Genomic DNA, 23,217 nt, shown 5'->3' on the forward strand with positions numbered 1-23,217 from the left:
ATCATTCTCTGCGTGGGGGCGAATACTGTATCAGCTCAAGCGCCCGCTCCAAGGATCTATGTTCATGAGCCGGCCATGACAATCGTGGAGGGGATTAATCAATTTTGATCATACCTCTATTCGCCGTCGAGCCTTTCACCCGAACGCCATCCGTGTTTTTAATCCAAAAAATAACAAGAGGCCTTTCATGAAAATCGGAATTCTTGGCTCCGGCCGAATGGGCAGTCATCTGGGCACCATGTTTGCCAGGGTTGGCCATGAGGTTTCCTTCAGTTACTCGCGTAATCAGCAGAAACTTGCCGATCTGGCTGCATCGGCAGGCAAGAATGCACAGGCCAGCACGCCGGCAGAGGCGGCATTCAACGCTGACTTGGTCCTCTTGGCCGTGCATTGGCTTCAAGTGCCTGACGTCCTCAGCCAGGTGGATGACTTGAGCGGAAAAATCGTCGTGACCTGCTGCAATCCTTTAAACGCAGAAGACACCGAGCTTGTCATCGGCCATACGATTTCCGGTGCGGAAACGCTGGCACAGATGATTCCTGAGGCGCATGTCGTTGCGGCCTTCCAGTCGACACCCAGCGAAGTTTTGTTCGATGTATTCGCGGCCAGGGGAGAGGTGCTACGTCCCAGTTTGATCATCTGTGGCGAGGACGAAGCCAGTAAAGCCACAGTTTCGGATCTTATCAGTCAGGTGGGCTTTGATCCGGTGGACGCTGGGGCTCTGAAGGTCGCCCGTTATATAGAGCCTTTCGCGATGCTCTCCGCAGTGTTGGCTTACGAAACGGACCAGGGGCCCGAATGGGCTTATCGCTTCGAGCGTTTTGACCGGTTGTTCAAAGGCACTTCCCGCGTCGGGAAATAGCGGGAGGAGCGGGTACATGCAGATTTATGATTACATCGTTGTCGGTGCCGGTTCTTCGGGCTGCCCGGTTGCGCGCGGTTTGTCTGACGATCCCCGGAACAACGTCCTGCTTATTGAGGCGGGACCTGCTTCAGATCGTTTCTGGGTCAATACGCCCGCGGGAATGGGCAAGCTCTATTTCAATAAGTCATTGAACTGGAATTTCCGCACCTCGCCAATGGAGAAGCTTCAAGGGCGTCGGATGTACTGGCCTAGGGGCAAATTGCTCGGTGGATCCAGCTCCATCAACGGCATGGTATTCATCCGAGGTCACCAAAAGGATTTTGACGGCTGGCGTGCCTTGGGCAACCCAGGCTGGGGGTATGAAGATGTCTTGCCGTATTTCAAAAAGATGGAGCACTTTGAGCGGGGCGGCGATGAATATCGCGGAGCGAATGGTCCACTATGGATCAGTGATCCGGTCGTCAAAGAAAAGAGTAGCTACGATTTTATAGAGGCCGCTAACCGTATCGGTATCCCGGTGACCGAGGACATGAATGGCGCCTTGCACGATGGCGTAGGTTTCATGCAACACAACATCCAAGACGGGCAACGGATGTCGACTTACCGGGCATTTATCGAGCCTGTCATTGAACGGCCGAACCTGACGGTTCGAACCGGATGCGAGCTGCAGCGCGTTTTATTCGAGGGGCGTACCGCTGTCGGTATAGAGGTTTTGAAGAGTGGCCGTTTGGAGCGTATCTATGCGGCGCGCGAAGTGATTCTGTCAGCAGGCTCGCTGAAGACCCCACAGATGCTGATGTTGTCTGGCATCGGCCCAAGGGCTGAACTGGAAAAACACGCAATTCCCGAAGTTCTGAATTCCCCAGGAGTAGGGCAAAACCTGCAGGATCATTTTTATATTCACACAGCCTTCCGTTGCACCCCAGACAGTTCGTACAACGCCAACCTTGTAGGCCTGCGCAAGTACTGGGAAGGCTTCCGTTACCTGATGACCCGCAAAGGGTATCTTGCCCTTGGCTCTTCCCAGGTCGCGGCGTTTGTTAAAAGTAGCCCGGACGAGGACTACGCTGATCTCCAAATCAGCTTTCGGCCCATGACCTTTCAATACTTTCCCGATGGCACGGTTGACGTTGAAAGGCATCCCGGGCTCGGTGTGTCGGTCTATCAGTTGCGTCCCAGCACCACGGGAACAGTGACGCTGCGCTCAACCAACCCGTCTGACCCGGCCGATTACACGCCAAATTTCCTGAGCAGCGATTACGACGTCAATGCGGTGATCAGTGGTGTGCGCTGGATACGCAAAATCATGAACAGCGAACCCATCAAGTCTCGCGTGGTTTCGGAAGAATTGCCGGGGCTCCACATTCGTACCGATGAAGATATCTACAACTATCTGGTCGAAACCGGCAACTCGGCCCACCACCAGGGCGGCACCTGCAAGATGGGTAACGACGCCATGGCGGTGGTGGACGAACGACTGCGTGTCCGTGGTATCGAGCGTCTGCGGGTGGTGGATGCCTCGATCATGCCATTCATCACGTCGGGCAACACCAATGCGCCGTCCATCATGATTGGTGTGAAAGCCGCCGACCTGATTCGTGAAGATGCAATGGCTCGCCGGGCAAGCAGTTCGCCGGTCGAAACTGTTGGTTGAATCGGCGGGTACCGTGTTGCCACCTGTCACGAAAATGCTCACCGAATAACAACAACTGGAGGCACCAGCAAGATGCACGATTACGCGAAGTTTTATATCGACGGTGAATGGGTAGAGGCCGCGGCCTCCCAGCGCCAGGAATTGATTGATCCGACTACCGAAGAAGCGTTTGCCACGGTCGCCATGGCGACCGTTGAAGAGGTGGACACTGCCGTGGCCGCAGCTCGGCGTGCATTCAAAAGCTATTCGCAGTCTTCCCTCGATGAGCGTTACGACCTGATCAACCGTATCATCGAAGCCTACGAATTGCGCGCCGATGATTTTGTACAGGCCATTGCGCAAGAGGTGGGTATTCCCTGCAGTGCCCGTGCTCAGGTCATGGGGCCAATCGAACATATGAAGGTCGCTCGCGACCTGTTGAAGACGTACGAGTTCGAGGCGCGAATTGGCAATACGATCGTTCGCCGTGAACCCCTGGGTGTCTGCGCACTGATCTCGCCTTGGAATTGGCCGATCCAGACAACCGTCATCAAGCTGATCTATGCGCTGGCCGCCGGTTGTACAGTCGTATCCAAGTCCAGTATCAACTCGCCGGTCAGCGCTATTCTGCTGACAGAGGTGCTGGATGCCGCAGGCGTACCCAAGGGCGTTTTCAACATGCTCAACGGCTCGGGGCGAGTGATTGGCGAGGCGATGTCGAAGCATCCCGATGTCGACATGGTTTCCTTCACGGGCTCGACCGGTGCCGGTGCGCAGGTAGGCGAGGCAGCGGCACGCACCATCAAACGCGTGTGCCTGGAGTTGGGCGGGAAGTCGGCGAATATCGTGCTGCGAGACGCCGATCTGGAAAAGGCCGCGCGCTGGAATATTCAGCGCGGCTTCTTCAATACCGGACAATCCTGCCACGCGCCGAGTCGCATGTTGGTGCATGAAAGTCAGGTGGAGCAGATCATTCCGTTTCTGGTTGACGAAGCAAACCGATTCCGTCTCGGAGACCCGCGAGATCCCGCCACGACCATGGGGCCGATTGTCAGCCGGGCACAATTCAACAGCATACAGCGTCACATACAGTCGGGCCTCGATGAGGGTGCACGGCTGATTGTCGGCGGACTGGGGCGCCCCGAAGGCTTCGAACGTGGCTTTTTCACCCGTCCGACCGTGTTCGTCGATGTGACCCCCGAGATGACTATTTGCCGGGAAGAGATTTTCGGGCCGGTCTTGGTGGTGGTGCCTTATTCCACCGAGGCGCAGGCATTGGAAATCGCCAATGACTCGCCTTATGGGTTGGGTGGCTATGTATTCGGTGGGGACCGGCGCAAGGCGTATGAGTTCGCCAGCGGCCTGCGTGCCGGGCGTGTTTGTTTTAACGGCGCGCCGACTAACTCGCTGACGCCTATGGGTGGCTACAAGGAATCCGGCATTGGCCGCTCAATGGGCGTTTTCGGGTTGCAAGAGTATCTGGAAATCAAATCGGTCTATGGCTTTGACGAGGAAGCCGCAGCACTGCCGTCGTTGAAGGCCTGATGCGACTATCCAAGACCAAGCGGTGCCGCGCCGATTATTGGCGCGGCACGCCTGCTGTTTGAAGAGAATATTTATTCATCTGATTAATAGCACCTTGCGAGGTGACTCACGTGGTTCGCTTGCTGTGCCACGGACGAGCCCAGTAGGGTAAGGCTTGTCTAAAAAGACGACGTTGCAGTTGTTGTTATTGCGAATGGTCAGTTGCCAAAGATTATCCGCAGGTCGTGCTCGGCCAGGTTTTTCACACTGTTTTCAATCGAGGCATTCTTACAATGGAACTCAACGTAAATGGCACTGTGTATGAGGTTGAGGCGGATGCGGATACACCATTGTTATGGGTGATTCGCGACGATATCGGCCTGACCGGAACCAAGTACGGGTGCGGTTTGGCGCAATGCGGCGCCTGTTCGGTCATGGTGGACGGCGTGCTGCTTCGCTCATGCGTTACACCGGTTGAAGGGGTAAAGGGCAAACAGATTCGCACAATCGAAGCCATTGAAGACGACGAGCTGGGCAAGCGCGTGGTGGCGGCCTGGGTCAAGCATCAAGTCGCCCAGTGTGGCTATTGCCAGTCTGGCCAGGTAATGGCCGCCACTGCGCTGTTGCAGCGCATTCCCAAACCTTCCCAAGCCGATATTGCTGCCGCCATGACGAATCTCTGCCGTTGCGGCACTTATAACGCGATCAAGACTGCTGTCGATGAGCTTGCTGGTGCTTGAACACGCGCAATTCGACTGAGCTGCGATGTGCCTGGTGACAATGCCGACGTCTAATCCTGACCACCTTTAATGGAGCAGGGATTGGTCTGCTGCCAGGCCGAGCATTGAATGCAAACACAGGGGAACACTATGTCAAAACTGGATGATTCTATCGCCGAGCGCGGCGTACTCTCCGACGCGCAACCTGTGAACGTCTCTCGCCGCCGTTTTTTGCAGGCATCGGCTGGCGTCACGGCGGGTGCGCTTGTTATCAGCTTCGGAATTCCCCTTGGCCCGTTGCGTGCTGCCGAGCGTGCCCAGGCATTGCCGCCTGGCGCCCGTGTACCGGCGTTTCTGGAGATTCGTCCGGATAATACCGTTCGCCTGCAGAGCCCCTTTATTGAGGGTGGGCAGGGCATTTTCACGGGCATGGCACAGGTCGTGGGTGAGGAGCTCGATATAGATCCAGCCAGCTTTCTGGTGGAGAACGCGGCGCCCGGGAATGACTTCAAAGTCATGGAAGGTGGCATGCGCTTCACGGGTGGTAGCCGGTCGATGCGCGCGAGCTACATGACCATGCGCCGACTGGGCGCATCGGCGCGCCTGATGCTATTGCAGGCCGCGTCATCCCACTGGAAGGTGCCTCTGGCGCAGCTGACTACTGAGCCAGGGCGGGTCATTCATGCCGCTTCCAATCGATCGATCACCTACGGTGAACTCGCGCCGTTAACGCTCGATTTGCCCATTCCCGATCCGCAAACCGTTACTCTGCGCGACCCTGCCACATTCCGCTGGATCGGTAAGCCGGTCCAGCGAATAGACGTCTACGACAAATCCACTGGTAAGGCGCAATACACCATCGATACTCGTGTCGAAGGCATGCTCCACGCCGCGGTACAGCATGCGCCGCGCTTGGGTCTGCAAGTGGGGCTGGTGCGCAACGAGGATCAGATCAGAAACCTCAAAGGCGTGCATTCGGTGCACCGTCTTGAGGGGGCAGTGGCGGTGGTTGCGCAACGCTGGTGGGTGGCCAAGCGTGCCGTCGAGGCTCTGCAAGTGGAGTGGACGGAGCCGGGTGGCGATTCAACCGTGCGCTACATGCCGGCTAATTTCGACACCCAGGCCTATGCGGAGCAATTGAGTAAAACCACCGACGCCGGGGATGAGGCCGAACGTGAGGGTGACCTGCAGCAAGGGTTGGCCGGCGCCAAGAAAGTCGTCAGTGCGACTTACCATACCCAATACCTCAACCACGCCCAGTTGGAGCCGCCCTCGGCCCTGGCGCGCTTCGACGCTGAAGGCAATCTCGATCTGTGGCTGCCGAACCAGGCCCCGGATTTGTTTTTGGCCGACGTCGCCAAGCGTACCGGTCTGGACCCTTCCAAAATCACTCTCCACTCCCCGCTGCTGGGTGGTTTTTTCGGCCGGCATTTTTTATACCCGAATGCATCACCTTACCCTCAGGCTATCCAGCTGGCTCAATCCACAGGTCGACCGATCAAGGTGATCTGGAGTCGCGAGGAAGAATTTTTGCGTGACGTGCTTCGTCCTTCCGCCGTAGTGCGCTTTCGCGCTGGCCTGGATGAACAGGGCATGCCGGTGGCCTTTGAAGCAATTAGTGCCACGGAAGGGCCAACCGAGGGTATCGCTAACAAACAAGGAGACAAAATCGACCCGACCGCCGTCGAAGGCCTGGCCGGTAAAAAATACGCCATTGCCCATCGTCGGATCGCTCAACTGTACTCGCAGACCCCGGTGATGCTGGGCTACTGGCGTTCAGTCGGGAACTCCATCAATGACTTCATGTATGAAGCTTTTCTGGATGAAGTGGCGGATGCCGGCGGTCAGGATCCCTATGAGCTACGGGCCAAGCTGCTACAGGGCAACGAGCGGCTAAGCCACTTGCTCAAAGTAGTGGCCGACCTGTCCGGGGGGTGGAAACGAGGGCCGTTCACGGCGCAAGACGGCACCAAGCGAGCAAGAGGCGTTGCAATGGCATCGCCATTTGGTACCGAAACGGCGGTGATCGCAGAGGTTTCCATCAGCAACGGAGCCGTGAAGGTTCACGACATCTGGCAGGCAATCGATCCGGGTAGCATCGTCAATCCCGCCATCATCGTGGCTCAGGTCAACTCAGCCGTGGCCCTTGGCTTGTCTCAAACCCTGGTCGAACAAGCCATCTACAAAGGTGGTACGCCGGTGGCGCGCAATTACGACCTCTACCGCATCCTCACACCGGAAATGATGGCCAGGGTCCATGTCCGTGTGGTGGAGAGTGGTGCGCCAATGGGCGGAATCGGTGAGCCGCCTCTGCCTGCGGTGGCACCGGCGGTTGCTAACGCCGTCTCGCGACTGACCGGTCAACGAATTCGCAGCATGCCTCTATCGCAGTACCGCTTCGACACCTGATGAGGAATGGTTCGTGAATAAAACTATAAAGTATCTGCTGCCAGCAGGCATCGTCGTGGCAGCTGGCTTGGGCTGGTTTGTCAATCGCACGCCATTTTCGCCTTTTGCTAATGAGGCATCTGCACCCTCGGCAGATGCACAACTCGTCCAGCGTGGTGAATATGTCGCCAGGCTTAGCGATTGCGTGGCCTGCCACAGCACACCCAAAGGTGCGCCGTTTGCCGGCGGCCTGGAGATGGCGACCCCGATGGGATCAATCTATGCCACCAACATTACCCCGGACAAACAAACGGGCATCGGTAATTACAGCCTAGCCGACTTTGATCGCGCAGTACGCAGCGGAGTCGCGGCTGACGGGCACAGGCTGTATCCGGCTATGCCGTACCCATCCTATGCCAAGCTCAGCGACGATGATGTGCGGGCGCTTTATGCGTTCTTCATGGCCGGCGTTAAGCCGGCGCAGCAGCAGAACCAGCAAAGCCATATCCCCTGGCCGCTCAACATGCGCTGGCCGCTGGCTTTGTGGAATACCGCGTTTGTCGATGACGGTGCCTATCAGGCCAAGCCCTCAGAGGATGCGCTGTGGAACCGCGGCGCCTACATCGTCCAGGGCGCGGGGCATTGTGGCAGTTGCCATACCCCACGCAGCTTGACGATGAACGAGAAGTCGCTGGATGAAAGCAGCGCTACTTTCCTCAGCGGTTCGCTGCTCGATGGGTGGTACGCGCCGAGCCTGCGCCAGGATCCGAACACTGGATTGGGGCGCTGGAGCGAGCAGGAGATCGTCGACTATCTGAAAACCGGACGTAACGCTCACAGCGTGGTCGTGGGCACCATGGCGGAAGTCTTCAACAACTCGACGCAATACATGTCCGACCCGGACTTAAAAGCCATTGCGCATTACCTGGTGTCGTTGCCGGGCGACCCAAAGCGTGACGGGCCGCCATGGAAGCCAGCGGCCAAACTGGCAGAACAACCTCTGTCGACACCTGGGGCAGCCAACTATATGGTCAAGTGCAGCAGTTGCCACGGCAGTGACGGCAGCGGGCAGGCGCCATGGATACCTCCTTTGGCAGGCGCATCTTCATCAATGGTGAAGGAAGGCGCTACGAGCATCAATGCCACCTTGAACGGTTCCGAACGTGTCGTTGCTAATGGCATTCCGGATTCATATCGCATGCCCCCGTACCGCAACCAACTCTCTGATCAGGAAGTCGCCGATGTACTGACTTTCGTCCGCACGTCTTGGGGTAATCAGGGAGGGGCAGTGAAGGCTGACGAGGTGAAGGAGCTGCGTGAGCGAACCAATCCGGCCAGCAGCAACCCGATCATCCTGCAGATGCGTTGAGAGAGTATGGTGAGGGCTTGGCCAAGGCCCTCGCCATACACAAGGAGTCCCCGTCGGGGAGAAGTGGTTCGTGAAGAGGTGGTCCTTGTTTTCGATCATTACGCTTCGGCGTGCATGATCCAAGCAGAGCTCTGGTGTTAACGCCGTTGTGGGGCTAGTAATCAGAGGGACAGGCGCCACTTTCGACGTCCGGGTGCGTTCAGGGAACGTTGTGACCTGCCGCTCGGATAAGCCCGTACCATTCGGGGCGGGTGAGCGGAATATTCGAGCCCGCGGCTGCCTCGACTAGGCGCTCGGGTCTCGTGGTACCCAGTACGACTTGGATGCCGGCGGGATGACGGGTGATCCAGGCTGTAGCGATCGCGGTCGGAGTGACGTCGTACTGTGCAGCGAGTCGTTTGAGTTCAGCGTTAAGTTCCGGATAGTCGGGAGAGTCGAAGAACACCCCATCCTGAAAGGCTTTCTGAAATGGAGACCACGCCTGCAGCGTGATTTTGTTGATCCTCGCGTAGTCGACAATGCCGCCACCGTCACGAGTAATTGAGTCGTCGAATCCGGTCATGTTCGACGACAGGCCCTGGGCGACGATCGTCGAATGCGTCACCGAAAGCTGGACCTGGTTGGCCAGGATCGGTTGGGTCACGGCGGTTTTGAGCAGATCGATTTGACGGGGCGTATGGTTGGAAACTCCGAATGCGCGGACCTTTCCGGTGGACTCCAGATGGTCGAAGGCGCGGGCGACTTCTTCCGGTTCCACGAGTGCGTCGGGCCGGTGCAGCAGTAGCACATCCAGATAGTCGCTACCGAGCGCTTTCAGCGACCTCTCGGCCGACGCCACGATGTGCTCATAGGACTGATCGTAGTGCCACGGGTCGGCGACAATACTGGTTTTGGACTGGAGGAAGATCTGCTCGCGCTCGGCGCTGCTGAGTCGCAGCGCCTCGCCGAACCGGCGTTCGCACAAGTGCGGGCCACCGTCGGGATGGTTGAATCCGTAGAGGTCGGCGTGATCGAAAAAATTGATGCCCGATTCGCGCGCCGCGGTGTAGAGCGCGCGGATCTGGTCATCGGTGCTGCCGGCGATGCGCATCATGCCCGCGACGACGTTGGGAACCCGAGTGTCGGTTGATCCTAGTGGTACGGTCTTCATGAAAGCTCCTTGTCAGGACAGTGGTGGGCTGTCGGACGCCTTGCGTGAATGCAATGCACTCACCAAGGCTGGTTCGCAGGGCCAACTGTGAACTCGTTGATTGTCGTGTCATCGGGCTGGTCGATCGCGAAGGCGACGATGTTGGCGATTCGGTCTGGAGAAATGCCGTACTTGTCATAGATGTCCTGCATCTGGTCAAGCGCCAGCTTATCGCTGATCGTCGCCAGCAGTTCCGTCTTGACGGCGGCCGGGTAGATCGTCGCGGTGCGGATGTTATTGCCTTCCATGGCGGATTCCATGCGCAGCACCTCCATGAAGTCGCGAACGAACCACTTCGTCCCGCCATAGACGGCGCCGCCCGGATAGGCCTTTAGTCCCGCCACCGACGAGGTAGTGATGACGTGCCCAGCCTTCTGTGCCAGGAACTCGGGTAGCACCGCTGCCACACCATTCAAAACGCCCTTGACGTTGACATCTATCATTTGGTGCCAGTCTTCGGTCTTCAGTGCGGACAGGGGGGAGTTTGGCATCAGCCCTGCATTCAGGAAAATCACGTCCACGCGACCGAACCTTTCTTTGGCCAGGCGGACGATGCTGTTGTTGTCCTCTTGCTTGGTCACGTCCAGCGCTTGATAGACCACTTGGCCTCCGTTCAGGAGAATCTCGTCCGCGATCTGCTTGAGCTTGTCTTCTCGACGGGCGCCGAGCACGATTTTTGCGCCCTTGCTCGCGAGCAGCTTGGCGGTTGCCTCGCCGATTCCGGACGATGCGCCGGTAATGATGACTACTTTGTCTTTGATCATGATCTCTCTCTCTGGATTCGGGCTGCGAAGGAGATGCAGCAGACGATGACGCGGTATTTCAGGTCGGTGTTGAGCGCGTGGGGACTACTTTGTCAGCGCACGCTGCTATTGGGAAAACATCACCCGAACATCGCCACTGCCGAGCGCTTGGGCCATGCCAGTCGGATCGTCCACGCGGCCCAGACGGGTGTATGAGTAAGCTGAGTCGAAGGTCTTGTAAAAGATGACCACGGTGCGCGATCCCCAAAGCATAAGGTCTCCGTTGCGGATCGTGCCGGGCCGGCTCTCACTGGTGGGCAGCGCTTCAGGCAGTTCTTTTTTCTTCTCGTTTCCGTGGAGGTCCTCCATGTCCAGTGTCAGCGGCAGCGTGGCAGCGAATGCGCGAGTGGCCTCGTTGTTGGCAAGGGTGATGGCGAAGCGACGTTCCCCGACGGTCATCCACAGGCGTGATTCATCCGATTTATTGGGTGCTTGAGTGATATCCTGCTCCGCGGCCACGGGCAGCGCAGTGCTGGCGGCGTGGGCGGGATGGCCGCTGCACAGTGCAAGGAGAACCAGCGGCATTCCAAGCTGTCGCATGGCCCGCCGGTGCCAGGAATGCCTACGGCTTGCAGCGCCAAGAGAGGAGAGAGTGCCGCCTGCACCGACGTCAACGTGTTTGCTCTGCATGTTGTTCTCCTTGCAATGCGGAAAATGGGCCAGACGCGTTGCCGCGCCTGCACGTGAACTCGTAGGTTTCGAGCGCGAATTCGCGCAGCAATATGGCGCTAATGCCCCTCAGCGAGTGGTCTATTGCCAGTTCTGGTTGCGATCCCCACTGGAAAGTCAGAAGTGTTGAGTGGCATGAGTCCATACCGTAGGGCGCGCCAGCCAGTTCAGCCGCATCGTGGCATTTCGCTCGCCAGGATGCGGCCGCTTCAATGCGTCAAGCGGCGCCTGCCACCGTGGCCAGGTGCTGCGTGAAGAAGGTCGTCAGCTTGTCGAAAGGAATCACGTCCACACGATCGTACAGATCGGTGTGGCTGGCCTCTGGAATGATCATCAGCTCTTTTGGCTGCGCCGCGGCCGCGTAGGCGGTTTCGCTGAAGTAGCGCGAGTGGGCGTTTTCACCATGGATGAACAGGACCGGGCGTGGAGAAATTTCCGCGATGTAGGTCAGGATCGGCATGTTCATGAACGACAGCGGTGTAGTGACCGTCCAGGAGTTGCCCGAGTTGACCGCGCGCGGATGGTGTCCGCGGGTCGTGCTGTAGTAATCGTGATAATCGACCATGAACTGCGCTTCACCACCCCTCAGTTCGTTGTAGGGGGGCTGGTAAGCAGGGGCACCATTTTCCGCGTCGACCCAACGTTGTGCGCTCAGTTGTTCGAGCCCTTGCGTGCGCTGTTCGAGGGTTACGCTATCGTTGTAGCCCTTGGACATGACGCGGGTCATGTCGTACATGGTGCTGGCGACAACCGCCTTGACGCGCTTATCCAAGGCCACGGCATTCAGCGCCATGCCACCCCAACCGCAGATGCCGATGACGCCAATCCGTTCGCGATCAACGGAGGGTTGCAGGCTGAGAGCATCAACTGCCGCGCTTACGTCCTCGGTGTTGATGTCTGGTGAGGCGACGTTGCGCGGCTCACCGCTGCTTTCCCCGGTGTAGGATGCATCGAAGGCCAGCGTGACAAAGCCGCGCTCGGCCATGGTTTGCGCATAGAGCCCGGAGGACTGCTCCTTTACCGCGCCGAACGGGCCACAGACGACAATAGCTGCCAGCTTTGCGCTGGCGCTCTTCGGTTGGTACAGGTCGCCCGCCAGGGTGATGCCATAGCGGTTCGTGAAGGTGATCTTCTTATGGTCCACCTTGTCGCTCTTGGCGAAAGTCTTGTCCCATTCCTGTGTCAGTTGCATGTGCTTGCCTTACATGTAGTTGAGATTGTTCCTGCCAGCCTGAATACCCGTCGAGCAGCAGGGCTTGTCGTCGGCGTAGGCGTCATAGACTTTTCATGAGGAATATTCGTTTCGCAAATGGCGTCGCGCGTCGGGATTGGCTTTGCCAACTAATGTATGCCAGTCCCTGCCCCAAAACATCCCATGAAATTGCAAGCATCTATGCACGCTATTGGATAATCGCGCCCCCAAGTCCCAGGCGGTTCGAAATGGAAACCTATCCCGATGAATTCATGCTTGTTCGAATGACATATCACCACGCTGCGATGACCATTGATCATCGAGTCCCGTACATGGAAGTATTCGGTCCGCCTGCATCAGCTCAGCCTTGCTATATGACCGGCGGAAAACCCGCCGCAGGCTGCGTTGGTCGCCGATTCGAGTGACTCGGTCTGGGACAGGCGATGGAGGAGACCTTGTAGAGGACATCCGCCAGGCTTAACGGACGTGAAAGCTTGTTTGGTCAAGGCTTGTTGGGCTGCGTCGAAAGAGAGATCACAACCTCTGTTTCCGTTCCGGCGCTTCCTGCGGAAGCTGCTTCTAAACCCGTTCTTCAGGTCTGTAGGGGCAAGAGACCATTTGAAAAATTAGCCGCTGGCCGAACAGTAATACTTCATCCAGATTGTGGGCTGGCAGGTTTTTCCAAAAGAAAAAATGCAAGCCCTGAATCGGTAACGGTAATCGTCTCAAGCATGTTGCTTAGTTGTGAGTCGTGCTCGCTCGTAGTTGAGCGGGCACTAAATCACTGTGTTGATGTGCCATCGAAGCGCGGTGATTTCTTGCATTGCGTGCTTTTATTCATAGGGCCTAGCACGTGGCTGCATGATTGAGCCCACTAAGCTCGTGATATTTTCAAACCATGTATAGGTAGCCATTACGCGATGCGCCGTTAATAGTGCTTTTTAGAGCCAAGATGGCTAGAGAGTTATGGAGCTTTAGATTAACGATAAGAGAGTGATTGCTGCCCCGCAATCGTTGGGCAATGCGCTGACCCCCAGACCGGGATGAGTGGGGAAGGGCATGCGCAGGCACTTTTCGGCGCTTCGACAGGCAAGCCCTGATCTACGAGCATAAACGTCGCCAGCGCTTGGAAGGCATGACTGACACCCGGCATATGCCGCAGTATATCTTGCCCATTAAGCGCCAAGATTATCTCCGGCCAGCGTACTTCCAGGTCGGCACGGTAGAAATCAAAGAAGCCGGCACCCCGTTGAGGGGGCAGACAAAACGCGTCGCAGAGCATCACTCTGGAGCCCGGATGCAGATTCACCATCACCTCGCTGTGCAGTTTTGCTTGGGGGAATAGGATCGTCGCCACTTGTACTGCTTCTTCGCCGCGCGGCCGGCGGCAACGTAACGTTGCTGGTCGGTGCGTATAGAAGTCTTCAGCGCCGTAGCGACTTCGCACAAGGTTTTGAGTAAAGCGTTAAATTCGTTACAGAACTCTCCACCCCGCACTCCGGAAGAAATTTCGATGAACGAGCGACATCCTCACTCCAATAAGTCTTTTCTAGGGCCGCTCGTACTGATCGCGGCGGTGGTTGTCGCCGTCGGCGCCGCGTTCGCATACACAGCCGGTTGGTTGACACCCGCGCGCCTCACGCCGACCAAGATCGTCGAGGTGCTGGCGCCGCCCGCCGGACCGGCTCTCGGTTTCCGCCGCGCCCATGCCAAGGGTATCTGCTTCACCGGTACCTTCGAGGCCAACGGCGCGGGCAGCGATTTGTCCAAGGCACAGATGTTCGCCGCCGGCACCTATCCCGTGACCGGCCGCTTCAATCTCGCCTCGCCCGACCTCAAAGCGCCCGATGGCACGGCGCGCGTGCGCTCCCTGAGCCTGCGCATCCGAACGCCCGACGGCCAGGAGTGGCGCTCCGCGATGATCAATGCGCCGTTCTTCCCGGTCGCGACGCCGCAGGCTTTCTACGATTTGCAGGTGGCTTCCGCCGACAAGAGCCATCCGGATGCGTTGAAGAACTTCGCCACTGCGCACCCCGAGATCGGCGCGTTTAGCCAGTGGGCTGGCAGCGCGCCGTTCACCAGCTCGTACGCCGAAGACCGCTACAACGGCATCAACAGCTTCGTCTTCACTAACGCGCAGGGCCAAGACCAAGCCGTGCGCTGGTCCTTTAAGCCGGCCGCCATACCTGTGCCGGTCTCGAGCGACGAACTCAAGAAGCGCGAGCCCGATTTCCTGCTGGCCGACATCACCGAGCGCGTCGCGAAGGCTACGCAGCGCTGGGCTATGACGGTCATGGTCGCCGGCCCGGGCGACCCGACCTCCGACCCGAGCAAGGCTTGGCCGGAAGATCGCCGCAGCGTCGGCGTCGGCACCCTGTCGGTGACGAAGATTGAGCCCGAGGCCGATGGCTCATGCCGCGACATCAACTTCGATCCCACCGTGCTGCCGGCTGGCATGCGCACATCCGACGACCCTTTCCCCGCCGCACGTTCGGCCGCTTATTCGGTCTCGTACAACCGCCGGACCGCCGAAGAAAAAGACTATCCGCGCACCCCGTCCATCACCACCACCACCGCCGGAGCCAAGCCATGAGCCAAGTCAACCAGCAATTCGCGCCGTTGCAGCGGGCGCTTCATTGGGGCATGGCGATCTGCATCCTCGCGATGCTGTTCATCGGCGTCGGCATGGTCTCGACGATCACGCCCGCGTACTTGATGCTGGTCTCGATCCACAAGCCGTTGGGTATTGCGATCCTCGTGCTCGCGGTGCTGCGTCTGATCGTCCGCTGGCGCCTTGGTGCGCCGCCGTTGCCGCGTGACATGCCCGAGCCGATGAAGCTCGCCGCCAAACTCTCGCATGTCGCGTTCTATGTGCTGATGCTCGCGATGCCCTTGCTTGGTTGGGCCATGTTGTCGGCGGCGGACTACCCGGTGCTCGTCGCCGGGCTGCATCTGCCCGCCATCGTGTCGCCCGACGCCGGCCTGCACAGCCGGCTGTGGAACGCTCATAAGTTCCTCTCGTTCTGCTTCTTCGCGCTGATCCTGCTGCACCTCGGGGCCGCTCTGTTCCACGCGCTGGTGCGACGCGACGGCGTGTTCGAGGCCATGGCGCCATTCCCGGTACATCCGTCGGTCGACGGCAGGGTCGTGACCAAGTGCGCTGACTGACGCAGGCTCCGTTACCACGGGCGCGGTGGCGCACGCGTTCTCGGTGGGGCGAGATGAAATACCTCAGTAGGCGTGTAGTGTGGGACCACGACCTGCAGTGACCGTCGAGCTGGGAGGCTGGCACGAAGTGACGCTGACCCTCGCCGGATCACCGAGCTTCATAGAGACGTTCGTCGCCAAGTTCAGCGAGCCGCCGACTTGAGGCGCCGTGCCTAAACACCTGGCGTCGAAGCCTCCCGCCATTGGCGTTCGGACGCAGGGGGGCGTCTTCACGATGCAGAAACTTCGGCGCATTAACGGGATCGCAAAAGCAGAGAAATATCTGGATGCACATGCGTAGCGCACAGATTTACTAATTTATATCTTTCTTCGTAGGGTGTGCTAGCGGCTGTCAAATCAACCATTGGAACAGACATGAATCTGAAACTTGAGTGGGTTCTGGTCCCAGCATTTCTTGCCATGGGTTTTGCTGCCAGCGCGCTGGCCGCCGAGGTGCGGGCTGAGCGGGTGGCAACCGGATTAGAGAATCCCTGGGCAGTGGCCTTTCTGCCGGCACATCGCTACTTGGTGACAGAACGGCCGGGACGGCTTCGGGTGGTTGGTGCCGATGGGAGCATCGGCCCGCCGGTTGAGGGGCTGCCGGCGATCGCGGCAGGCGGGCAGGGCGGGCTGCTGGATGTGGTGACCGACAGTGCTTTCGACGTGAATCGCATGGTCTACTTCTGCTTTTCCGAACCGGCTGCTGGTGGCGCGGGCAATAGCACGGCAGTGGCACGCGCGACGCTGTCGAGCAACATGGTGCGTCTCGACAACCTGCAGGTGATTTTCAGTCAGCGACCGAAAGTGAGCAGCTCCGCGCATTTCGGCTGCCGCATCGTCGAGGCGAAGGACGGGACGCTTTTCGTCACGTTGGGGGAGCGTTACAGCCGGAAGGAGGATGCGCAGGAGCTCGATAACCACTTGGGCAAAGTGGTGCGCATCCAGAAGGACGGCGTGGTGCCGACCGACAACCCTTTCGTCGGCCGCCCCGGTGCCTTGCCAGAGATCTGGAGCTATGGCCATCGCAATAGCCAGGGCGCTACGCTCGGTCCGGACGGCCGCCTCTGGATGAACGATCACGGTCCGCAGGGCGGCGACGAGATCAACGTTCCGCTGGCGGGTCGCAACTACGGTTGGCCGGTCATAACCTACGGCGAAAACTATGGCGGCGGGAAGATTGGCGACGGCCTGACCGCCAAGGACGGCATGGAGCAGCCGCTGCATTATTGGGTGCCCTCGATCGCGCCGTCCGGCATGGCCTTCCTGACTAGCGACCGTTATGGGCCGGCATGGAAGGGCAATCTCTTCGTCGGTTCGCTCAAGTTCGGTTACCTCGACCGTATCGAACTGAAAGACGGTAAGGTCGTGGCCGAGCACAAGTTGCTGGAGGACGGGCATGCCCGCGTTCGGGATGTCAGGCAGGGCCCTGACGGCCTGCTCTACGTGCTCACCGACGAACAGGATGGCAAACTGCTGCGTCTTCAGCCGCGCTGAGCCCCATCAGGGTAGGCATTGCGCAGCTGCAGCGTCGGCAAGCCGCGACGCCTGCCCGCAACCTCTTCGACGGCTTGCGCTCGTCGCCTCCCAAGGAGGAGCTCGGCGATACCAAGCTGATCGTCGAGAACGATACCAGCCAGGTCGGTTCTGTGGGGAAATGTGTTTCAGGATCTCGACACCAGCGCTGGAAACAGAAGCGAGAAGCCCATTCAGGGTAACAAAGAGGCCGTCAACTCGACAGTTTCACAGAGAGAAAGTCGTACGTAATGGTCATGCGCCCTGCCAGTATTGCCAATCGGCCCCCGAACTCTATTAAACAACGACGCGGCGACAATACGAGACACCTGACCAAAAACTGAATGCCCCCATAAAAGCCACCGTGTCCTTGACAACATCCGCGTGACTTGTAATCCAAGGGGTTGCTCGGGCCGGAAAACACGCATGTCAGTGCTTTTTCACCGATGCTGCTTTCTCCGGATTTACAAGCGCTACTGAAAAAAGACGAAGATTGGCTCAGAGCACTGACTTTTCATTCATGGTTGGCTCTTGATCCTCCCAAAGAACAAGTCCAGAATTAAGTCTTTTCCTGCTCGGGCAAGAAAAGAAACCCCTTAGATTTCAATGGGTCGGACGCCAGATACGAGTCTCGTTTCCCGCTCCAAGATTCAGAAAAAAGCCACTCAGATGAGTGGCTTTTTTTTTTGCCTGAGAAGTGCCTGCGCTCATGTCGACAGGCTGCTTTCGGCCGAAAGCTGTCTTGGCCGCTACGCGTCGTCTTCGCATCAAGACCGTTTGTGATTGATCAGCGAGAAGACCGCGGCCTGCCAATCCTTGTCGTGCTGTTTGTAGTAGGTCAGTAGCAGCGAGAGGTGCGAGTTGAAGACCTTGTGGAGGCTAGCCTCGCGTAGCTGTTCCGCTGGGGGACGGTGCAGCCAGAATCCACATGGGAAGGTGAAGCGAAAGTCCCAGGCGTGCTCGGGATCTGTGAGACGTAAGCCATCTAGCTTGTAGGCCCGGCTGAATCGCAAGGTATTGACGATGCCCGAGTGAAGGAAGCCTGTCAGGCAGACCACCACGGCATCGATATTGGTCATTAGCGACAGATTGGGGATGACCGAGTTGGGTAGCTGGGGGCTGTTACCCGCAGCCCTGGAAGCTCTGATTAGGCCATAGGGCCCGTGCAGACTTTCCATGACATCAGCGTATTCATCCGGATCGTTGCAGCAAAGTAATACGACGTTCATGTCATTGTCACGGCGCAGCAACTGGCAATTCGCGTCTCCAAGAAAACGACCGATAGTAGGGGCAAGGGTAGCTTTCATTTCGATACCGACGTCGTAGAGCTGCTGTTTGATCGGCTCTGGCAAGAAGTATTTCGCGCCTCCTTCGTCGTCTGTAGAGAAGGCCTTGGAGAACGCTTTCACTTCGACGTTGAAGCGAATGCCCTCGGCTTGGAACGTGAAGTCGAAATTCTTATCCGGGCCGGTGCTCGAACGGCCCGGATTCGGAACATGGTTTGCGAACCCCTCTGGATGGATTTTCCTGAAATACTCCGCTGCTCCCAGTTCCGATATCTGCGCGAGAAACTCCTCAATATTGTCCGCGCGAAGCAGACCTGCTAGGCCATCAGCTATTTCCTGAGATGTCTTGTTTGGGTGCTTTTGATATTCGATGGCTGTGGCTAGGAGCGCACAGTACTGATCGAGGATCTCACCTTGAACGACATCCAGACGTTCCTGCAGAGCAAGGCGAATGACCCAGGCGGCGGCGTCACGACTTCCCGGCGCAGGGTCGACGGCTGGATCGTAGGGGATGAAGTTTTCCTTGTTGAGCTGCCACACCAGATCGGAGACTAGTTGCCTATCGCGCTTGCGATTGGCTGCCGCGTCGCGGAGGAGGGCGCCGAAGCGCAGGGGGGATGTGTCGGGATAGTGCGTGGCACACCAGCGGAGCGCTTCGCTAAGGGAAAATGACTGGATTCCAGATGCTTTCCAATAACTCAGCATTTCCTTGAGGTGATTTTCTGTAGGTGCAACAGCAGATTTACTATCCATTGTATCTCCTCCTTGGATAACACACGCATTGTGTCAGCAGGGGGAATAGTTCAACCAGTGGGCGCGAGCTTTCCTGGAGAGCGGAAGGAGCGCAAAAGGTCCCACGGCCTCGTCCTTGTCTCTGACGCAACCGTCATGCATTGGAGCCAGTAATAGGCGGGGGACTATTTAAGATATTCCATGCGTCGTTTGGCCTTGTAACAGTCATTGGTATCGATAGCCTTCTGGTAATACTCCAAGCGGCGCGCACGATTGCTGTCGCCCTGTAGACGGTAGATTTCAGCTTGATAATCACGACCGTTGCCCCATTGCATGGCGAAGCCCACAGGTTCCTCAGGCTTGCATTCAAGCCGGACAACTGGCTGTGGAAAATACTTTTCGTAGAGTGGAATGCTGGTTTCTATGGCCTGCAAGGCTTTTTGGTACTCGGGCGTATCGGTAAACGCCAAGCACCAGGAGGCAATTTCAAGTGCTGGCGGAGCGAAGCCTTGGGCGAGGCTTCGTTCGAACAAGGGGCAAGCTTTCTCTTTGATCACTTCGCTCGGAGACAGCATCGCGTAAATCAATCCGAGACGATATTGGGCTACGGGATGATCAAGGGCCGCTGCTTGTTCAAGCAAAGTAAAGGCAGGTTTGAGTAGCGCGCCTCCTTCTTCGGCTAGGGTTAGGGAGCGCTGCCTCTCCTCTTCGCTTGTTGTTGGGGTATCAGCTGTCACTGCTTCGAGCTTGTTATTCGCTTGTAGTAGGTACGGGACCGCTTCTTGGTAAAGACTCTCGGCACGAGGATCTATATGCAGTGTGCTGGCCAAGCTTAACTGTGGCAACAGACAAGTTAATAGGGTGTAGCTCCAACGATGTAGGTACACAGATTGGCCTTCTTGCATCAGCTGTTGGGGGATGGTCTAGACAAACTGCCTGGCGTTTTTTGGCCGGCCGCCGGCTAGTATCGGCCGGTTCGGTTTAAAAATTAGCTCCGCTGTCTGACCGACAGCAAGATTTCTGCATAGGCCGGCGGGCGATCGCACGGAGTGATGGGACGGTTATCAAGTACGCACTCTGCCGAACACTCGCCTGCACTTGCATCGCCTGCCTTTGATCCTGCTTCCGGGACCCTGGTCGAGCGATTGTTGTTCAATCATCGCAGCATCGTCTTGGGCATCTGCGTGCTGCTCAGCCTGGTGCTCGGCTATCAGGCGTTGAGTCTGAAGCTCAATGCCGCCTTTGAAAAAATGATCCCGACGGATCACCCCTATGTGCAGAACTATCTGCAAAACCGCAGTCAGTTGGGGGAGGGCGGTAACACATTGCGGATTGCGATCGAGGCCAGACAGGGCAGCATTTTCAGTGCCGAGTACTTGGAAACGGTCAAGAAGATCAACGATGAAGTGTTTTTGCTCCCCGGTGTCGACCGCTCCTACATGAAGTCCTTGTGGACGCCGGCCACGCGCTGGATCGGCGTGACCGAGGAGGGTTTCGATGGCGGTCATGTCATCCCGGACGATTACGATGGGTCAGCCAGCAGCCTGGAACAGGTGCAGCAGAACATCGAACGGTCGGGCGAGGTGGGGCGGCTCGTGGCCTCCAATTTCAAGTCCAGCATCGTGCTCCTGCCGCTTCAGGAAAGCGCCTCGGATGACGGTACCCCACTGGATTACAACGCACTGTCAAACCGACTCGAACAGATTCGGACCAAGTACGAAAACCAGAACATCCAGATTCACATCACCGGTTTCGCCAAGGTCGTGGGGGACTTGATGGACGGCATGCGGCAGATGCAGCTGTTCTTCGCCGCGACCTTGGTGATCTGCGGGCTCGTGTTGTTCTGGTACACCCGTTGTGTGCGTAGCACGGTGCTGGTGCTGCTGTGCTCGATCATCGCGGTGGTCTGGTTGCTGGGTTTGCTGCCGACACTGGGGTTCGACCTGGATCCGTATTCCATCCTGGTTCCGTTCCTGGTGTTTGCCATCGGCTTGAGCCATGGCGCCCAAAAAATGAACGGCATCATGCAAGACATCGGACGCGGTGCCGACAAGCTGGTAGCGGCGCGCTTTACCTTTCGCCGGCTGTTTTTAACCGGGTTGATGGCGCTGGTGGCGGACGCCGTGGGCTTTGCAGTGTTGATGATCATCAAGATCCCGGTGATCCAGGACTTGGCCGTTACCGCGACGGTCGGTGTACTGACGCTGATTTTTACCAACCTGATCCTGCTGCCGATCCTGTTGTCATACACCGGCGTGAGCAACGTGGCGGCGCAACGGGAAGCGGCCAACGACCGGTTTTCCAAGTTGGACGCTCATCACGCCCGGCATCCGCTCTGGGCTTTCCTGGATCGCTTCACCGAACGCAAATGGGCCAGCGGCGCAATCTTCATCGGCGTGGTGCTGGGTGCGCTGGGCTTTGCCATCAGTCTTCACGTCAAGATTGGCGACTTGAATCCTGGAGCACCGGAGTTGCGTCCTGAGTCGCGCTACAACACCGACAACCGCTTCATGGTCAGCAACTTCTCCGCCAGCAGCGACAAGTACGTGGTGATGGTCAAGACCCCGCAGTACTTTTGCGCCAATTACCAGACGTTGGTAACGGTGGATGCACTGGAGGCGCAGTTGCAACAGTTGCCGGGCGTGGTGTCCACCACCTCCCTGGCGGCACTGAGCAAACAGGCCGCGGCCGGGATGAACGAGGGCAGCATGACTTGGTACGAGATACCGCGTAACCAGGGGCTATTGAACGCGATCATCACTCGTGCACCGCGGGAGTTGTTCAACCAGAACTGCGATCTGCTGACCGTGTATGTCTACTTGACGGACCACAAGGCCGATACGCTCACCCGCGTGGTGCAGACGGTCGAACAGTTCGCGGCAAGCCATGACAGCGATCAGATTCAGTTCCTGAACGCGGCGGGTAATGCCGGTATCGAGGCGGCCACCAACATCGTCGTGAAACGTTCGAATGTGCAGATGTTGTTCATGGTGTACGCAGCGGTCATTGCCCTGTGTTTCATCACCTTCAGGTCCTGGCGAGCCGTGGTCTGTACGGTGTTGCCGTTGATGCTCACGTCCGTGCTGTGCGAAGCCTTGATGGTGGGGCTCAACATTGGTGTAAAAGTGGCGACCCTGCCAGTGATCGCCTTGGGGGTGGGAATCGGTGTGGATTACGCGCTCTACATCCTCAGCGTGACGCTTGCCAACCTGCGCAATGGTTCCAGCCTGTCGGATGCCTATTACCTGGCGCTGTTATCCACCGGCAAGGTGGTGGTGATGAGCGGGATTACCTTGGGGGTGGCCGTGACCACTTGGGTACTGTCGCCGATCAAGTTCCAGGCCGACATGGGCATTTTGCTGGGCTTCATGTTCGTCTGGAACATGGTGGGGGCGCTGATCCTGGTGCCTGCGCTCGCGCATTTTCTCCTCAAGCCCAAGCCACAGACCGTGAGTATTTAAATGACCACAACGATAAACCTCCTGGGCTTGTCCGGCAGTTTGCGCCAAGAGTCGGCCCATACGGCGATCCTGCGTACGGTGGCCGAACGATTGCCTGAATATGTGCAGTTGACGCTCCACGAATTGAACAATGTCCCGCCGTATAACGAGGATGACGATGGCGCCCATCCACCACCGGCCGTGATTGCCTTGCGCGCTGCTGTGGCGGCGGCCGATGGGTTAGTGATCGGCTCGCCGGAATACAACCACGGTATGTCCGGCGTGTTGAAAAATGCGCTGGACTGGTTGTCCCGTCCTCATGGGAAATCGGTACTGCAGGGCTGCCCGGTATTGAGTTTCACTGCCTCGCCGGCGTTCACGGGTGGGGTGCGCGCGCATCAACAGCTCAATGAAACGCTCTGGGCGATCCAGGCGCTGCAGGTCGTTTATCCGCAGATCGTGATCGGTAACGTGACCGGCAAAATAGATCAGGGGCAGCTACGGGACGAATCAGCCCGGGCTTTTTTATTGGATGGAGTTGGCGTGTTGATCACGCAGATCGCTAACGCACCTATGAGGGGACGTTCACGTTGCTCTTGATGCCCGCTGGAAGCGAGTCCGGACTTAGGGGGATGGTCAGTGCCCAGACCTCCGAGGGGCTGTGGCGGTGGGAGGGCTCAGGGGGTTAA

Annotated in this window: 18 protein-coding genes; 11 read left to right on the forward strand and 7 right to left on the reverse strand. The window is 58.0% G+C overall.

Translation table 11 applies throughout. The features are described from left to right. Window positions 1-187: 187 nt before the first annotated feature. The 6 genes from IB266_RS05930 to IB266_RS05955 all read left to right on the forward strand — a co-directional run bounded on the left by IB266_RS05930 (window position 188) and on the right by IB266_RS05955 (window position 8,498). Window positions 188-862: an NADPH-dependent F420 reductase gene (locus tag IB266_RS05930; RefSeq protein WP_192260536.1), complete on the forward strand. Its 675-nt coding sequence runs from the start codon at window positions 188-190 to the stop codon at window positions 860-862. A 16-nt stretch (window positions 863-878) separates the two neighbouring features. After that, the gene (locus tag IB266_RS05935) at window positions 879-2,519 is read left to right on the forward strand and encodes a GMC family oxidoreductase (protein WP_060742999.1); all 1,641 of its coding nucleotides are present in this window, start codon (window positions 879-881) and stop codon (window positions 2,517-2,519) included. Window positions 2,520-2,591: 72 nt separating this feature from the next. Further along, window positions 2,592-4,043, forward strand: a complete 1,452-nt coding sequence (locus IB266_RS05940; protein WP_060742998.1) for an aldehyde dehydrogenase family protein — start codon at window positions 2,592-2,594, stop codon at window positions 4,041-4,043. Between the two features lie 272 nt (window positions 4,044-4,315). Further along, window positions 4,316-4,762, forward strand: a complete 447-nt coding sequence (locus tag IB266_RS05945; RefSeq protein WP_013692840.1) for a (2Fe-2S)-binding protein — start codon at window positions 4,316-4,318, stop codon at window positions 4,760-4,762. Between the two features lie 129 nt (window positions 4,763-4,891). Then, window positions 4,892-7,150, forward strand: coding sequence for a xanthine dehydrogenase family protein molybdopterin-binding subunit (locus IB266_RS05950; RefSeq protein ID WP_192260537.1), 2,259 nt, complete (start codon window positions 4,892-4,894; stop codon window positions 7,148-7,150). Between the two features lie 13 nt (window positions 7,151-7,163). Next, window positions 7,164-8,498, forward strand: coding sequence for a c-type cytochrome (locus tag IB266_RS05955; RefSeq protein ID WP_192260538.1), 1,335 nt, complete (start codon window positions 7,164-7,166; stop codon window positions 8,496-8,498). A gap of 199 nt (window positions 8,499-8,697) precedes the next feature. Here IB266_RS05955 and IB266_RS05960 read toward each other — a convergent pair whose 3' ends face one another. The 5 genes from IB266_RS05960 to IB266_RS31070 form a co-directional block, all read right to left on the reverse strand. Then, window positions 8,698-9,648 carry an aldo/keto reductase gene (locus IB266_RS05960; protein ID WP_060742996.1) on the reverse strand — a complete coding sequence of 317 codons (951 nt, stop codon included), beginning with the start codon at window positions 9,646-9,648 and terminating at the stop codon, window positions 8,698-8,700. Between the two features lie 59 nt (window positions 9,649-9,707). Next, window positions 9,708-10,451, reverse strand: a complete 744-nt coding sequence (locus IB266_RS05965) for an SDR family oxidoreductase (protein ID WP_060742995.1) — start codon at window positions 10,449-10,451, stop codon at window positions 9,708-9,710. Between the two features lie 105 nt (window positions 10,452-10,556). Next, window positions 10,557-11,120: a cyclophilin-like fold protein gene (locus IB266_RS05970; RefSeq protein ID WP_318646577.1), complete on the reverse strand. Its 564-nt coding sequence runs from the start codon at window positions 11,118-11,120 to the stop codon at window positions 10,557-10,559. 256 nt (window positions 11,121-11,376) lie between these two features. Next, window positions 11,377-12,351, reverse strand: coding sequence for an alpha/beta hydrolase (locus tag IB266_RS05975; protein ID WP_192260539.1), 975 nt, complete (start codon window positions 12,349-12,351; stop codon window positions 11,377-11,379). A gap of 979 nt (window positions 12,352-13,330) precedes the next feature. Beyond that, entirely contained in the window at window positions 13,331-13,663 is a 333-nt protein-coding gene (locus IB266_RS31070) for a hypothetical protein (RefSeq protein ID WP_412548292.1), read from the reverse strand. A 201-nt stretch (window positions 13,664-13,864) separates the two neighbouring features. Here IB266_RS31070 and IB266_RS05980 point away from each other — a divergent pair, with 201 nt between their 5' ends. The 3 genes from IB266_RS05980 (at window position 13,865) to IB266_RS05990 (ending at window position 17,052) form a co-directional block, all read left to right on the forward strand. After that, complete coding sequence (locus IB266_RS05980) at window positions 13,865-14,944, forward strand: catalase family peroxidase (protein ID WP_192260540.1); 1,080 nt, start codon at window positions 13,865-13,867, stop codon at window positions 14,942-14,944. Then, a complete protein-coding gene (locus tag IB266_RS05985; RefSeq protein ID WP_060742991.1) occupies window positions 14,941-15,519 on the forward strand; it encodes a cytochrome b in 579 nt (192 codons plus the stop codon). The genes IB266_RS05980 and IB266_RS05985 overlap by 4 nt, the downstream gene beginning before the upstream one ends. Before the next feature lie 414 nt (window positions 15,520-15,933). After that, complete coding sequence (locus tag IB266_RS05990; RefSeq protein ID WP_192260541.1) at window positions 15,934-17,052, forward strand: PQQ-dependent sugar dehydrogenase; 1,119 nt, start codon at window positions 15,934-15,936, stop codon at window positions 17,050-17,052. Window positions 17,053-17,837: 785 nt separating this feature from the next. On the opposite strand, the gene IB266_RS05995 is transcribed toward IB266_RS05990, so the two are convergent. Both IB266_RS05995 and IB266_RS06000 read right to left on the reverse strand, forming a co-directional pair. After that, window positions 17,838-19,109 (reverse strand): hypothetical protein, encoded by a 1,272-nt coding sequence (locus IB266_RS05995; protein WP_192260542.1) that lies wholly within the window; start codon window positions 19,107-19,109, stop codon window positions 17,838-17,840. Window positions 19,110-19,273: 164 nt separating this feature from the next. Next, window positions 19,274-19,975: a hypothetical protein gene (locus tag IB266_RS06000; protein ID WP_192260809.1), complete on the reverse strand. Its 702-nt coding sequence runs from the start codon at window positions 19,973-19,975 to the stop codon at window positions 19,274-19,276. Between the two features lie 165 nt (window positions 19,976-20,140). On the opposite strand from IB266_RS06000, the gene IB266_RS06005 reads away from it, so the two are divergent. Together IB266_RS06005 and IB266_RS06010 are read left to right on the forward strand one after the other, a co-directional pair. Beyond that, window positions 20,141-22,549, forward strand: a complete 2,409-nt coding sequence (locus IB266_RS06005; RefSeq protein ID WP_192260543.1) for an efflux RND transporter permease subunit — start codon at window positions 20,141-20,143, stop codon at window positions 22,547-22,549. After that, the gene (locus IB266_RS06010; RefSeq protein ID WP_192260544.1) at window positions 22,550-23,128 is read left to right on the forward strand and encodes an NADPH-dependent FMN reductase; all 579 of its coding nucleotides are present in this window, start codon (window positions 22,550-22,552) and stop codon (window positions 23,126-23,128) included. Window positions 23,129-23,217 lie beyond the last annotated feature (89 nt).

It is taken from the genome of Pseudomonas sp. Pdm06, from assembly GCF_014851795.1.
GTDB classification, from domain to species: domain Bacteria; phylum Pseudomonadota; class Gammaproteobacteria; order Pseudomonadales; family Pseudomonadaceae; genus Aquipseudomonas; species Aquipseudomonas fluorescens_AA.